A 13,984-nucleotide genomic window follows, 5' to 3' on the forward strand; every position below is an offset into this window, starting at 1 on the left:
AATAGCGACTCAATACATAGCTACTGAATACACGGCCACTTAATACAAACCCTAGCTAGTTTATAAAAATCGTCGGGTTAACTGCTTTGCCTTTATGACGAATTTCAAAGTAGAGGTTCGGAAACTCTTGCCCCCCGCTTCGCCCTACCAAAGCGATACGCTCTCCCCTTCGCACGTCATCTCCCGCCTGCTTTAAAAGCGCTTGATTGTGCCCGTACACACTCATGTAACCGTCACCGTGGTCGACAATAGAGACCAACCCAAAACCGCGTAGCCAATCAGCATACAGCACCTTACCCTGTGCAATACTATTTACCGGGTCGCCCTCTGCGCCATCAATAACAATGCCTTTCCATCGTACCTGCCCCTGCCTTCTGTTTCCAAACAGCTTGCGTATGCGACCTTTCACTGGCGAATCGAGCTGACCTTTTAGCTTGGCTAATCCGTCTAGCGTAATCGTCGCTTCTCTTGCCGCTCGCTCAGCCGCAATGCGCGCTTTTTCGATAGCATCCACTAAGGCTTTTTCGTTTGCTTGCAGGGAGGCAATTCGTTGGCTTTCTGACGCAATCGTTTGATTGAGCTTATTCAGTGTGGCTTTGCGATCGTTCTGGCGAGTAAGCAAGATAGCCCGCTGATTTTCTTGCTCATCTTGAAGGCGCGCTAACGATTCTGCTTTTTCAACCAATTCCGCGTTAACTGCTTCTAAGCGAGCCACGTTATCCCTAAACGTTTCAATCTCTTTTTGACGTGCTTTCGCAACATACTTGTAATAGGTGATGACGCGCTCAAAGGACTTAGCGTCTTCTTGATAAAACAGCATTTTTGCATAGTCGTAGTGCCCTGCCATAAAGGCGCTTTTAAGCTGACTGGCAAGTAACGACTGTTGCTGACGAATCGCGGTTTTCAATTCGCTCTGCTCTTTTTGGAGTGCCTGTTGCTCGTCTTTTATCTTATCTAAAGACTGCTTGGTGCTACTCAATGCTTTAGCGATCTTGGCTATTTCCAGCTCAGACTGCTTAAGCACACCCTCAAGCTCCTCTGCACTTGCCTTACTATTTTTAAGCACCTGTTGCCTAGCGACTAATTCGGCCTGAAGTTGTGCCAGCTGCTCTTTTTGTTGTGCTTGCCTAACTTGTTGACTAGAGCCCTGATCAGAGTCCTGACTGCACGCAAGGGGCGAGACAAGCATTAGCAAGCAAAAAGACAGCAGAGAAAGCGCGGTTCTTAAAAACATAAAAGCGGTGAAGATATCCTATTAACAAGCATGGCTGTGTATAAATTTGAAATGATGAACTCATCGAGCATCTAAAAATAACGAACCTTAACTAAAATCGCGCGCATTTAATGACAAAGCGCGGGTATTCGTTCCAAAATCAGTGTATCTGAGGCTTTGCCATAATCCCAGTTCAATTTCGCCGTAATATCAACCATCTGAAGCAAATGGGAATGCTGATGCGAGCGACGAATAACGGCAGGCTGGTTTCTCGCCGATTTTTCTATATACTTTGCACTCTTTTCAAGGTCTGTAGACAGGGTTAGCAGTAATGGATCAACTAATTGAATTTGCCAGCAACAATATTGTTCTTGCTGGTGTGTGGGTGGCGTTAGTGGCAATGTTGATATTTAGTTATGTCAGCGGGCTCACCTCGTCGGTAAAAGAATTAAGCACCCATGAAGCAACGCTTTTAATTAATAAAGAAGACGCGGTGATATTTGATACTCGTCCCGCAAAAGACTTTAAAACCGGACACATTCTCGGTGCTAGACAAATAAAACCAGAAGAGCTTCGCGAGAAAAACTTCAAGAAGCTTGAAAACAGCAAAGACAAACCCATTATCGTAGTATGCGCTATGGGTAATCAGGCTCGTGGTACAGCAAGTGCGATGCAAAAAGACGGCTTCGCAAATGTGAATGTATTGAAAGGCGGTATGAATGCGTGGCAAAGCGCCAGCCTTCCCGTTTCAAAATAATAGGTAACCTTTTATGAGCAACGTTGAACTATACACCAAGGGCCATTGCCCATATTGCCATCGTGCAAAAGCACTACTTACGCAAAAAGGTGTTGAATTTACTGAATATCCCATCGACGTGCAGCCTGAATTGCGCGACGTTATGATTGAGCGTGCAAACGGTGGCTGGATAGTACCGCAGATTTTTATCAATGATCAGCACGTTGGCGGCTGTGACGAGATGATGGCTTTAGAAGCCGCGAGTAAACTCGACCCAATGCTGGGTTTAGCTTAAAGCGTCAGCACGACAGCAACGCTCTAAATTTAAAATAAAACAACAAATAAATAGGAACTATCATGGCTGACGAAAATCAGACAAATAACGGCGAGGCTGCAGGCGAACAGGCTCAGCAAGGACCACAGTTTAATATTCAACGCATTTACACCAAAGATATTTCTTTTGAATCACCCAATGCGCCGGCTATCTACACAAAAGAGTGGAAGCCTGAAATTAAGCTGGATATCGACACTAGCACAAACAAGCTAGAAGAGAACGTATACGAAGTGGTACTTTCTGTTACCGTTACTGCGTCTCTTGGCGAAGAAACAGCGTTCCTTTGTGAAGTTCAGCAGGCAGGAATCTTTGCTATTGGCGAAATGCCAGATCAGAACAAAGCACATACTCTTGGTTCGTTCTGCCCGAATATGCTTTTCCCTTATGCACGTGAAACCATCTCTAACTTGGTCAACCGCGGGACTTTCCCTCCGCTTAACCTTGCACCTGTAAACTTTGATGCAATTTTTGCAGCTTATGTGCAAAAACGTGCGCAACAAGCACAGGGCCAAGCGCCTAAGATGGACGCGTAAATAACGTGAACACTAAGACGGCTTGTGAACCTTCGGTTTCTGCTGCGTCTACCTCGGTACCATCTACAACGGTATCGTCTACCTCGGTATTGGGAGCAGGGTCTTACGGCACTGCTCTTGCTTTTTGTCTTGCCAGAAATGGTAAACCAACACTGTTGTGGGGTCGGGACGAAAAGCACATACAAGCACTCGCAGAGTCTCGAGAAAATGCTCGATACTTACCAGGAGCAACGTTTCCTGATGCGCTGCAGGTAGATGCTGATTTAGAAAGCGTTGTGGCAGCAAGCGTAGACATATTAGTCGTGGTTCCAAGCCACGCTTTTGCAGCTATGTTGACAAGCTTAAAGCCCTTGCTAAAACCTCATCACAGAGTTATTTGGGCGACAAAAGGTCTTGAACCAAAAACAGGACGTTTGTTGCGAGAAGTAGCAGAAGAAATTTTAGGCCTTGATTACCCTCTAGCGGTACTCTCCGGCCCAACCTTCGCCAAAGAAATGGTAGCGGGATTGCCCACTGCTATATCGCTGTCTTCTACTGACGATACTTTCGCTGATGAATTTTCGGCAAAGCTTCACTGTGCAAAATCATTCAGAGTGTATAAAAACTCAGACTTTACTGGCGTACAGCTTGGCGGTGCAGTGAAAAACGTTATCGCGATCGGTGCGGGATTGGCCGACGGTTTGGGCTTTGGTGCAAACGCTCGTACTGCGCTGATAACCCGTGGTCTTGCCGAACTAACCCGCTTAGGCGTAAAGCTCGGCTCCAACCCTGAAACCTTTATGGGCATGGCTGGACTTGGCGACTTAGTGCTTACCTGCACAGATAATCAGTCTCGAAACCGCCGCTTTGGCTTGGCACTGGGTCAAGGTAAATCCGTTGACGTAGCCATAGAAGAAATTGGGCAAGTGGTTGAAGGTTACAGAAATACCGAAGAAGTGCATATATTGTCGAACAAGGTGGGTGTAGAAATGCCGATTTGTGAGCAAATTTATGCCGTTCTGTATCACGACAAAAACCCTAAAGAGGCCGCTTTAGCGCTGTTAGGACGGGACCTTCGAACTGAGGGCTAGTCGTTTCCAGTGACTGAAACTTCGTTTGCCCAAGCATTGTAAAAGCGCAAATGTAACACTAAAAAAAGCGCAGCGTTTTATCACGCTGCGCTTTTTTTACGCTTTTAAGAAGGTATGCAGGGTGAGGGAGTCTCAACGCGAAATGGCCTCGACGAGAAATGGTTTCGCTGTCAAAGACTATCTTGCTCCTTCGTATCCCATTTGACGCCAGCTCTCATAAACAAACACAGACACGGCATTAGAAAGATTCATACTGCGACTGTCTGGCAGCATAGGAATTCTTACTCGCTGCCCTTCAGGAAGAGACTGAATAAATTCATCAGGTAGCCCTCTCGTCTCAGGGCCAAATATTAACGCATCACCTTTTTTAAAGCTGACATCGCTATGAAACGCTTTTCCTTTTGTGGTGCATGCAAAAATTCGCGTGGGTTTTGCATCTTCAATGTAGGCGTCTAAATTTGCATGTCGCTTCACATGGGCAAACTCATGATAATCGAGGCCAGCCCGTCGTACTCGTTTATCGTCCCATTCAAAGCCAAGCGGCTCAATGAGGTGTAGCGCGAAACCACTATTGGCGCATAAACGAATAATGTTACCTGTATTTGGTGGAATTTCAGGTTGGAAAAGTACAATATCAAACATGCTGTGAGTTCTACTTACTGCTATAAAGTTAAGGGCTATGGAATGAGTTGCGATACTTCCATTGCGTTTAGCTAGAAAGGTAATCACATAGTCGATTAAGCACGGGCTCGCGTATGGAGTCCGACTCGGTAAATAACTCGTGATAGGCCCTTGGTATGACTTCTAACTCTGCATTTGGCATTTTCTTTGCCACTCGGCGCTGACGAGTATTATCAATAATGCTGTCACCATCGGCACTAAAAATTATCATAGGTGTGGTGACGGCCCTAGCACTATCTTCTATTCGGTGCATAGCTTCATGTGCAGCAGCTAGCCATTCTGTCGTCACGCCGCCCAGCTGTATTTCTTGCTCTTCATCATACAGCGAACGAAATAGCGCGTAGCGGGATTTGCTGTGAGTGAGTTTATTCAATGAATAGGGGAATGCGATGTAAGGCGTTTGGCCAAAAAAGTACCCCGACTGCTGCTTTCTCATTCTATTTACGGCCAGACCGGTACGAATAAGTCCGTTGGCCACCCAGTCAGGCAAGGCTGGCTTGATACCAAACATAGGCGAAGCCAATACGGCTTTGTCAAATAAAGTAGGCACCCGTAGCAGAGTAAGGGCACCAATTGCTCCACCCATTGAGTGACACACAAGCTGTAACTCGCCACACTGTTTTGGCTTTACTATTTCTTTAACGAAGGTGATCAGGTCGTCCACATAATCATCGAAGCTGCTTACATAGCCATGCTGAGGGTCGTGAGTCAGCCTATCGGACAGCCCTTGTCCTCGATGATCAAGAATGAAGACAGCAAACCCATTTTGGTATAGGTCAAAAATAAGCTCTTTATACTTTAAGTAAGACTCAATTCTGCCAGAACTGATCACCACCGTAGAACGCGGGTTCTTTGGAATACAAAACGCGTACCGAACACTGAAACCTTCTTGGCCTTTAAAAGCCCCTTCAGTGACGTGCTCTTGCCAGAATGGGTTTATTGCCGTAGCAAACGTCGTCGCCAGGTCATTTTCAGACGTGAACGTCCATTCCATGTGTTTTGCCTTGTTATAAAGTTGTTATATCGAAATGATACCTAAAAACCTAGGTACTTTACCAACATACTCACAAAGTTTTATTTATTTAATAGCAGATTAGGGCGTGTTGAGCTTTTACGTACGAGTTTTGGGCTAAATGTACAGCAAAGATCAACACGCCCTAGGGTAATACCATGCACTACCGGGGAAAGGATAAAGTCACCTTTAACCCTTTATCACTTTGAGGTTCAGCACAGATAACTCCGTTATGTAACTCTACAGCGGCCTTAGCAATAGAGAGCCCAAGCCCAACTCCGCCAGACTCACGCTCTCGAGCCAGAGATGCTCGATAGAACGGAGAGAATATTTGTTCGCACTCTTTTTGTGACAAACCATCACCATCATCTGAAATAGAGATATGCCACTGTGTATCGTCATGCTCAAAAGCAACCGAGGTAAGCGCTTTACTGTGGCGAATAGCATTTCTTAGCACGTTTTCCACCGCCCTACAGAGCATGTTGCTATCAACCTCAACGGTTATTTGTGGTACTTCAGCAATACGCAGCTGCTTATTTTTATTCTGTGCCTCAAAGTTAGCGTCAGTAAATACATCGTTGAGCACTTCGGCTAGGGGCTGCTTGGTAAGCGACACATGACCAGCCTCAACACGACTTAGCGTAAGTAGCTGTGCCACCAAGGCTTCCATGCGTTCAGCTTCTCGCTCAACTCGGCTTAATGTGTCAGGGTCTACGTTTTGTTGATACGCCAGTCCTAATGCCATTTGTAGCCTAGCCAGTGGCGACCTCAACTCATGAGATACATCAGCTAAGAGGCGCTTCTGTGAGCCCCACATGGCTTGCAATCGTGCGGCCATTGTATTGAAGTCTCGGGCTAGCTCACCTAATTCATCATGGCGATTCGATGCAGAGCCAACTCGCGTGTCCCACTGCCCGCTGGCAAGTTTTTTGGCAGAACTTTGTATATCAAGAATAGGTGAAGTTAACGAGCGTGCAAACAACCAACTGAGTATGGTTGTGGTCAGTATGGCGATAGAGAACAGTAGTAAAAACGATGGCTTGTTTTCTTCACTGCGATCTAACTTTGCTGAAAACAGCGCATAACGTTCCCCACCATAATTGAAAAACAGAGGTCCAGAAAATTTAACCGCCCCGCGTTTAATCGCAATGACAGACTCCTGTCCTACTAAGTTTTGCAGCGCCCGAACATCAACATCTCGAAGGGGCGGACCGGAAGGCACAATGACTTGTTTGCTGTTGGTATTCACAGCGATTAAACGCCACCGTCTTTCTCGCTCGAAGCGGTTAAGCAGTTTAACAAGAGGCACTTGCTGTGCATTGTTACGCTGAATTCGCGAGACAGACACGGACAATGCGCGCACATCTTGAGGTTTAATATCAACAACTTCTAATTCTTCGAAGAAAAAACGTGTCCCCACAACGGCTAGCGCAGCTGTTACAAGAAATGTAGCCCAAAACCACAAAAAAATGCGCCCCATAATTTTGCGTGTTGGATTTAACTTTTTAAACATCTGCATTACTCCGGCAGCAGCATATAGCCCACACCGCGCAGGGTTTTTATCTTATCGCCGGGCGCCACTGCAGATATTTTCTTGCGTAAATTGCTCACGTGCATATCGATGCTTCTATCAAATGCTTGTAAGGGCTTGCCCAATACTTTTAAGCTAATTTGCTCTTTTGTCACTCGTTGTGCGGCATTGAGCATTAGAAGCCTGAGCACCATAAACTCTGTGGTTGTCAGCTCTAGCGCTATATCGTTCACCTTGACCTGCTGACTACTAGGACTAAGGAAAATACCATTAATAAGAAGGTCTTGCTCTGTGCCGCCGCCAGCGGCAGTTAGTGTATAGCGCCGCACTATGGCTTTAATTCGCGCTACTAGCTCTCTATGATTAAAGGGCTTTGGCAAATAATCATCGGCTCCCAATTCAAGGCCTAAGATCCTGTCGTAGTCATCACCGCGAGCCGTCAACATAAGCACTGGTGTAGTATGGCTAGCGCGAAGTTTTTGGAGCACCTCGAAACCGTCCATTTTTGGCATCATGACGTCGAGAAGAATAAGGTCGTAATGATGGCCGGATATTGCTTCAGACAATCCGGCTTCACCGTCGTTTTTCACGTTAACGCTATACCCCATACCAGAGAGGTAAGTCGACAACATATCGGTTAGTTCAATATCATCATCGATGACTAATACAGACTGTAGATGGAACTCCTTGCTCATGAAAACACACTCGCCTTTTATGATTTATTCCCATACCCGCTGTGCCCATTGATTGAAACTGTACGCTGCTAAGCAATGCTTTTACTGGGCTGCACAACTTCTATATGACTTCTATATCGCTACTATATCGCTTCCACTCCTTCCAGTCTTGATATCGTATCGCCTTTACACAAGCTTTACAGTTTGCTGACTGTATAGCTGGACGATTGGTACTAATCTATCAGTGTCAAATAAAAGGAGACGAAAATGAAACGATTACTTATTAAACGATTACTAATTACTAGCGCAATTGTAGCGACCGTAGGTATCAGTGGTTTTGCTTATGCCAAGCATCACGACACAGAAATGCGTCACCAGCAATCAGCAAAGTTTTCAGTTAAACAGATGGTTAAGCAGCTTCGCGGCCTTTCCCTTAGTGAAGCACAAAAAAGTGAAATTAAAGCGTTAGTCACTCAATTTAAAGAAGCCAACTCTAATGGAACCGATGGCCATTCAAAACAAGAGCGCAGGAATGCTGACTCAACGCCAAGATTAGATTTAGCCACGGCGACGGACGCTGAAATTACTGAGATGGTGGCACAGCGTGTTGCACAGCAATCGTCAAAGCAGCTTGAATTTGCAACATTACGCCATGATATTTTTGCCGTGTTAACCACAGAGCAGCAAGCAGAACTCGATGAGCGCCACTCTAAGTTTGAAGAGAAGCGTGAACGTAAACACGAACGCAGAGAGCAGGCTGTGCAGTCGCACAAAGATAGCAGAGGCGACAAACAGCAGCGCGGCCAAAGAGAGATGAAACAGTTTGCTGGCCTGTTTTTGTCTGATGAACAAAAGGCCGAAATTGCCCAATTGATTGATTCACAGAAAGAGAGTGCAGAGTCACATCGCGAAACAGTGAAAACATTCAAACAGGCACAGCGCGACTTAGTGAGAAGTGATGCGTTCTCTGAAGATGCTTTTATTGCCCTTAGCGCGAAATATGAAGACGACCTTATCGCTGCGGGCGTTGAAAAGGTTAAATTCAGAAGCACATTAATGGCCGTGCTTACCGACGAGCAACAAGTAGAGCTTAAAAGCAGGAAGAGAGAAATGCGAGGTTTGATGGATCTAATTAAGTAGAGCTCTTATCTCAATAGCCCTCAACCTTTCGTTCATTCATAGCCGAGACATTGCTCTCGGCTTTTTGTTTTAGCATATGTTGTTCTAAGCAGTGGGCCAATGATACTAGGTCACTTCGACTCAATGTTTAAAAGTGGGGCTTTACTGGCTTATATTCTGGCGACAAAAATAGCGGTGACGTCACAACTAAATCAGCGGTTGCCGGTGTGCACGCCACAGGTACGTTCCATACAGAACACAGGCGCAGCAGCGCTTTAACATCAGGGTCATGAGGAGCGGCATTTAACGGGTCCCAGAAAAAGAATAAGGCATCTAGCTTATTTTCAGCAATCAGTGCCCCAATTTGCTGATCACCACCTAACGGTCCGCTTTTAAAGCGCTGTACCGGAAGTCCAATTTCATCAGCCACCAGCCCACCTGTTGTTCCAGTGGCGACAAGATTGCATTGTTCTAATATTTTTTTATGCTGATTAGCCCATGCTAATAACTCAGGTTTTTTATGATCGTGGGCAACTAGGGCCAAAGTAAGCTTGTTCATTGCTGAATCTGCCTTTTTATGTGTAAACCGATAAATACGATTATGACAACCAATTATAATAACCAATTATGACAACAGGGAAAGTGTACAGCGTCTTACGCTGTTTACATAGCCATCCTCGCCAAAACGGCATGTATAAATATTCAATCTCAGCGAAGTCCGTGTCAAATTTATGTAATAGATACTAATGTACTATATTAGTTAACGAATATATCACAGCAAAAAACGATAACGACAACTCAATTTAAAATATTTATACATTAATATTGCATATAAATTCAAAATTGGTAGACTTATCCACGGTCAAAACAGTCATCTATTGTGAGGATGACACGATACAGGAACGCATAATGACAACATCGATTTACGCTGCTGAATTTAATAGCAACGTAACCATGTTTACCACTCCCCTGGCTAGCTACACTTTGCATAGTGTGCGACGACGCTCGCGTTCATCTATGCTGTTGCAGTAGCACACTTTTTACCTTTGTAATGTGGTAGCGGTTAGGCAATAGAGTCCAATCAGTTTACAAAGGTAAAAAGTGATTTTTTTCTCTTTATTCAAAATAGACTTATTATGTATAACGTATCAATTATTGGTGCCAGTGGTTACACAGGGGCACAGCTTGTAGAGTTAGTACAACAGCATCCTGAATTGACGCTGTCTGGAACCTATGTGTCGTCGAACAGCGCCGATGCCAATAAACCCATTGGCGAGCTACACGGAAAGTTAGCCCACGTTGATGCAACACTTATCCCCATTAGCGACAGTATTTTAGAGTCGTTAGCGCATGACGTTGACTTTATATTCTTAGCAACGCCTCATGAAGCAAGCCACGACTGGATGCCATTGCTTACCTCAGGCTCAGCAAAAGTACTCGATCTCTCTGGCGCATTTAGACTAAAAGACACTGAGGTATTCGAGGCCTTTTATGGTTTTTCTCACAAGCAGCAAGCAAGTTTAGACAATGCGGTTTATGGACTGGCTGAATGGTATTCCTCGTCTATTGAGCAAGCCAAAATTATTGCTGTACCGGGCTGCTACCCCACCGCCAGCCTAAGTGCACTTAAGCCGCTGGGTGAAAACAATTTGTTAGATAGCGCTGTTCGTCCCGTCATTAATGCAGTGTCCGGAGTCTCTGGGGCCGGTAGAAAAGCAAGCCTTACCACCAGCTTTTTCGAAGTTAGCCTGCATGCCTATGGTGTTTTAGGCCATCGCCATACGCCGGAAATTGAGGCATACCTCGGCACCCCCGTTATCTTCACGCCTCATCTAGGTAATTTTAAACGCGGGATATTAGCTACGGTAACGGTGAAATTAAAATCAGGTGTCACTCAAGAGCAACTTGATGAAGCCTATAAAGCTGCCTATGCTGATAAGTCTATTGTTCGTTTGCGCAGCAGCTTCCCTAAAATAGATGATGTAGCACACACGCCATTTGTTGACCTTTACTGGAAGCTTGATGAGTCATCAGGTTATGCCGTTGTCACATCAGCAATTGATAACGTTATGAAAGGCGCAGCATCGCAGGCCATTCAATGCGTAAACATTATGACTAAACAGCCAATAGAAACAGGGTTAGTACTATGAGCCGTTCCCCCATTGTCATAAAGGTAGGTGGCGCGTTACTCGATGACGCCGCTGCGATGACCCGGTTATTTTTAAGCGTTAAAGAAGTACAAAAAAGCCGTCCTGTTGCGGTTGTGCATGGCGGTGGGCCACTGGTGGAAACCTTAATGGCTAGCTTAGGACTTAAGAGTACTAAGATAGATGGGCTAAGGGTAACCCCAGATGAACATATGCCTTACATTTGTGGCGCATTAGCTGGCTCGGCAAACAAGCAGCTTTGTGCTGCGGCAATAGCGTCAGGATTAACGCCCGTGGGCTTATCATTACTTGATGGAAACATGGTAGTTTGTGAACCACTGGCAGACAAATACGGTGCCGTTGGTACGCCTGCCACTGCCGACGCTAGCTTTTTAAAAAGCGTATTAGCCCAGTCTGTGCTGCCGGTTATCAGCTCTATTGGCTCAAGCGCACAAGGCAGATTACTCAATATCAACGCCGACCAGGCAGCAACGGTAATTGCTGAATTACTCGATGCAGAACTGTTGCTGCTTTCCAACGTTGACGGCGTGCTCGATGGTAACAAAGCGCTTATTGGCGAGTTAGACGCAACGCGTATAGAAGAATACTCTGCTGCGGGCGTTATTGTTGATGGCATGAAGGTAAAGGTCGACGCAGCCCTTCAGTCAGCAAACACCCTATCGCGTGCGGTCTACATTGCCAGCTGGACCGCAGACATCACTGACATACTTAATAAAAACACGGGTACACAAATTATACCCTGCGAGACCTCGTCACTAAATGGCGTCTTGGGAGACAACGAATGAAACAGGATTTATTAACTTTTGCCAACTGGACCCCAGAGGCAATGGAATCATTACTTAAACTTGCGGTTGAAATAAAGCAAGCACCGGCAAGCTATAGCAATGTGCTAAAAGGAAAGTCGATTGTTGCGCTATTTGAAAAACCGTCTCTGCGCACCCGAGTGAGCTTTGATATTGGTATAAACAAGCTTGGCGGCCACATGGTGTATCTTGATGTGCAATCGGGCAAGCTGGCAGGTCGTGAAGACTCGGTAGATACCGCTGCCAATCTTTCATGCTGGGCGGATGCCATTGTTGCTCGCGTATTTTCTCACTCGACATTAGAGACCTATGCTGAAGCGGCGAATGTACCTGTGATTAACGCATTGTGCGATAAATACCACCCCTGCCAAGGCTTAGCCGACTACCTCACCATGTTCGAGCGTTTTGGTAAAACGACGGGTTTGACCATGACCTATATCGGCGATGGCAACAACGTAACCCATTCGCTATTGATTGTTGGCGCCCTGTTAGGTTGCAACCAAGTTGTGATTACTCCGAAAGGTCACGAAGCAGATGCCAGCATTGTCGCTCATGCAAAAGCGTTAGCTGAGAAGACCGGCGCAACAATTGTTGAAAGCAACGAGTTAGAAGCCGCAAATGGTACCGATGTCATCTACACCGACACATGGCTTTCTATGGGTGATGACACTCCCCTTGAAACCATTAAAGCAACGTTTATGCCGTATCAAGTGAACGAAGCGCTTATGGAGGCATCAGGTGCTAGCTGCGTAATGCACTGCCAGCCGGCCCATCGTGACTTAGAAATTACTGGCTCACTGATTGATAGTGACAAGTCGCTATTAATGCAGCAAGCCGAAAACAGAATGCATGGCCAAAACGCCATCCTTACTCAATTACTCAGTGCCTAAGAGGAACTACTTAGATGCAAAACGTTAAAAAAATCGTGTTGGCCTACTCCGGCGGACTTGATACCTCAGCTATCATTCCATGGCTTAAAGAAAACTATGACTGTGAAGTAGTGGCGTTTGCCGCTGATGTAGGTCAAGGCGATGAAGAACTTGAAGGCCTTCATGAAAAAGCGATCGCTTCAGGTGCTAGCGAGTGCCACATCATCGATTTGAAAGAAGAGTTTGTTAACGACTACATCTTTCCAACAATTACCACAGGCGCTGTATATGAAGGCGAGTATCTATTAGGTACTTCAATGGCCCGCCCTGTTATCGCTAAAGCGCAGGTAGAAGTGGCAAGAAAAGTAGGTGCTGATGCACTGTGTCACGGCTGTACCGGTAAAGGTAATGACCAAGTGCGCTTTGAAAGTACCTTTGCTGCACTAGCACCAGATTTAACGGTTATCGCACCATGGCGTGAGTGGGATATGGTAAGCCGTGAAGACCTATTGGCCTATTTGGCCGAGCGCAACATTGCCACTACCGCCTCAGCAACAAAGATATACAGCCGTGACGCCAATGCATGGCATATTTCTCACGAAGGCGGTGAGCTTGAAGATCCATGGCAAGAGCCGACGAAAGAAGTCTGGACCATGACGGTAGACCCAGAAGATGCGCCAAACACACCGGAGCGCGTAAATTTGTCATTTAACGAAGGTAGACTGACTCACATTGACGGCGAAGCATTATCGCCATATCAAGCGTTAGTGAAGCTAAACACAGTTGCGGCGGCACACGGCGTGGGTCGTATCGATATTGTTGAAAACCGTTTAGTGGGCATGAAGTCTCGTGGCTGCTATGAAACTCCTGGCGGCACAGTACTGCTAAAAGCATACAAAGCACTTGAGACCATGGTACTTGATAAAGCAGCGCTTAAATACCGTGAGCAGATTGGCTTAGAGTTTTCCCATGTTATGTATGACGGACGTTGGTTTACTGCGCTAAACGATTCACTGCTTGCTGGTGCGGCATCCTTCGCGAAAAAAGTGACGGGTGATATCGTGGTTAAACTTTATAAAGGTCAGGCAACAGTAACCCAGCGTCGCTCGCCTAACAGCTTGTATTCTGAAGACTTCGCCACGTTTGGCGCCGATGATGTATACGATCAAAAACACGCTGAAGGATTTATCCGTTTATTCAGCCTGTCTAGTCGTATTGAAGCATTAAAAAACCAAGGCTAA

General features: G+C 45.9%; 15 protein-coding genes. 9 read left to right on the top strand and 6 right to left on the bottom strand.

Translation table 11 applies throughout. The annotated features are described in order from the left end of the window. Positions 1-55 precede the first annotated feature (55 nt). The gene (locus GTQ48_RS12475) at positions 56-1,234 is read right to left on the bottom strand and encodes a murein hydrolase activator EnvC family protein (protein WP_239060108.1); all 1,179 of its coding nucleotides are present in this window, start codon (positions 1,232-1,234) and stop codon (positions 56-58) included. A 310-nt stretch (positions 1,235-1,544) separates the two neighbouring features. Here GTQ48_RS12475 and GTQ48_RS12480 point away from each other — a divergent pair, with 310 nt between their 5' ends. The 4 genes from GTQ48_RS12480 (at position 1,545) to gpsA (ending at position 3,886) form a co-directional block, all read left to right on the top strand. Beyond that, positions 1,545-1,970, top strand: a complete 426-nt coding sequence (locus GTQ48_RS12480; protein ID WP_032095456.1) for a rhodanese-like domain-containing protein — start codon at positions 1,545-1,547, stop codon at positions 1,968-1,970. A 13-nt stretch (positions 1,971-1,983) separates the two neighbouring features. Further along, on the top strand, positions 1,984-2,244 hold the full coding sequence (grxC, locus tag GTQ48_RS12485; RefSeq protein ID WP_163106984.1) for a glutaredoxin 3: 261 nt from the start codon (positions 1,984-1,986) through the stop codon (positions 2,242-2,244). A 62-nt stretch (positions 2,245-2,306) separates the two neighbouring features. Next, positions 2,307-2,816: a protein-export chaperone SecB gene (gene secB, locus GTQ48_RS12490; RefSeq protein ID WP_032095458.1), complete on the top strand. Its 510-nt coding sequence runs from the start codon at positions 2,307-2,309 to the stop codon at positions 2,814-2,816. Positions 2,817-2,821: 5 nt separating this feature from the next. Then, positions 2,822-3,886, top strand: a complete 1,065-nt coding sequence (gene gpsA, locus GTQ48_RS12495; protein ID WP_338023321.1) for an NAD(P)H-dependent glycerol-3-phosphate dehydrogenase — start codon at positions 2,822-2,824, stop codon at positions 3,884-3,886. Between the two features lie 177 nt (positions 3,887-4,063). Here the strand turns inward: gpsA and trmL are convergent, their stop codons facing one another. The 4 genes from trmL to GTQ48_RS12515 form a co-directional block, all read right to left on the bottom strand. Further along, positions 4,064-4,528 carry a tRNA (uridine(34)/cytosine(34)/5-carboxymethylaminomethyluridine(34)-2'-O)-methyltransferase TrmL gene (trmL, locus tag GTQ48_RS12500; RefSeq protein ID WP_163106985.1) on the bottom strand — a complete coding sequence of 155 codons (465 nt, stop codon included), beginning with the start codon at positions 4,526-4,528 and terminating at the stop codon, positions 4,064-4,066. A 67-nt stretch (positions 4,529-4,595) separates the two neighbouring features. Further along, positions 4,596-5,561 (bottom strand): alpha/beta fold hydrolase, encoded by a 966-nt coding sequence (locus GTQ48_RS12505; protein WP_163106986.1) that lies wholly within the window; start codon positions 5,559-5,561, stop codon positions 4,596-4,598. A gap of 181 nt (positions 5,562-5,742) precedes the next feature. Beyond that, positions 5,743-7,092 carry an ATP-binding protein gene (locus tag GTQ48_RS12510; protein WP_239060109.1) on the bottom strand — a complete coding sequence of 450 codons (1,350 nt, stop codon included), beginning with the start codon at positions 7,090-7,092 and terminating at the stop codon, positions 5,743-5,745. A 5-nt stretch (positions 7,093-7,097) separates the two neighbouring features. Next, positions 7,098-7,805, bottom strand: coding sequence for a response regulator transcription factor (locus GTQ48_RS12515; protein WP_163106988.1), 708 nt, complete (start codon positions 7,803-7,805; stop codon positions 7,098-7,100). A gap of 246 nt (positions 7,806-8,051) precedes the next feature. On the opposite strand from GTQ48_RS12515, the gene GTQ48_RS12520 reads away from it, so the two are divergent. Beyond that, on the top strand, positions 8,052-8,924 hold the full coding sequence (locus tag GTQ48_RS12520) for a Spy/CpxP family protein refolding chaperone (RefSeq protein ID WP_163106989.1): 873 nt from the start codon (positions 8,052-8,054) through the stop codon (positions 8,922-8,924). Positions 8,925-9,051: 127 nt separating this feature from the next. On the opposite strand, the gene GTQ48_RS12525 is transcribed toward GTQ48_RS12520, so the two are convergent. Continuing rightward, positions 9,052-9,462, bottom strand: coding sequence for a methylglyoxal synthase (locus GTQ48_RS12525; RefSeq protein WP_163106990.1), 411 nt, complete (start codon positions 9,460-9,462; stop codon positions 9,052-9,054). A 577-nt stretch (positions 9,463-10,039) separates the two neighbouring features. On the opposite strand from GTQ48_RS12525, the gene argC reads away from it, so the two are divergent. The 4 genes from argC to GTQ48_RS12545 are packed head-to-tail and all read left to right on the top strand — an operon-like array spanning position 10,040 to position 13,984. Continuing rightward, positions 10,040-11,053, top strand: a complete 1,014-nt coding sequence (argC, locus tag GTQ48_RS12530; RefSeq protein WP_163106991.1) for an N-acetyl-gamma-glutamyl-phosphate reductase — start codon at positions 10,040-10,042, stop codon at positions 11,051-11,053. Beyond that, a complete protein-coding gene (argB, locus tag GTQ48_RS12535; protein WP_163106992.1) occupies positions 11,050-11,856 on the top strand; it encodes an acetylglutamate kinase in 807 nt (268 codons plus the stop codon). Before argC ends, argB begins: the two co-directional genes overlap by 4 nt. Then, positions 11,853-12,764 (top strand): ornithine carbamoyltransferase, encoded by a 912-nt coding sequence (locus tag GTQ48_RS12540; protein WP_163106993.1) that lies wholly within the window; start codon positions 11,853-11,855, stop codon positions 12,762-12,764. The genes argB and GTQ48_RS12540 overlap by 4 nt, the downstream gene beginning before the upstream one ends. Before the next feature lie 14 nt (positions 12,765-12,778). After that, positions 12,779-13,984 (top strand): argininosuccinate synthase, encoded by a 1,206-nt coding sequence (locus GTQ48_RS12545; RefSeq protein ID WP_163106994.1) that lies wholly within the window; start codon positions 12,779-12,781, stop codon positions 13,982-13,984.

The organism is Alteromonas genovensis (assembly GCF_010500895.1).
GTDB lineage: Bacteria > Pseudomonadota > Gammaproteobacteria > Enterobacterales > Alteromonadaceae > Alteromonas > Alteromonas genovensis.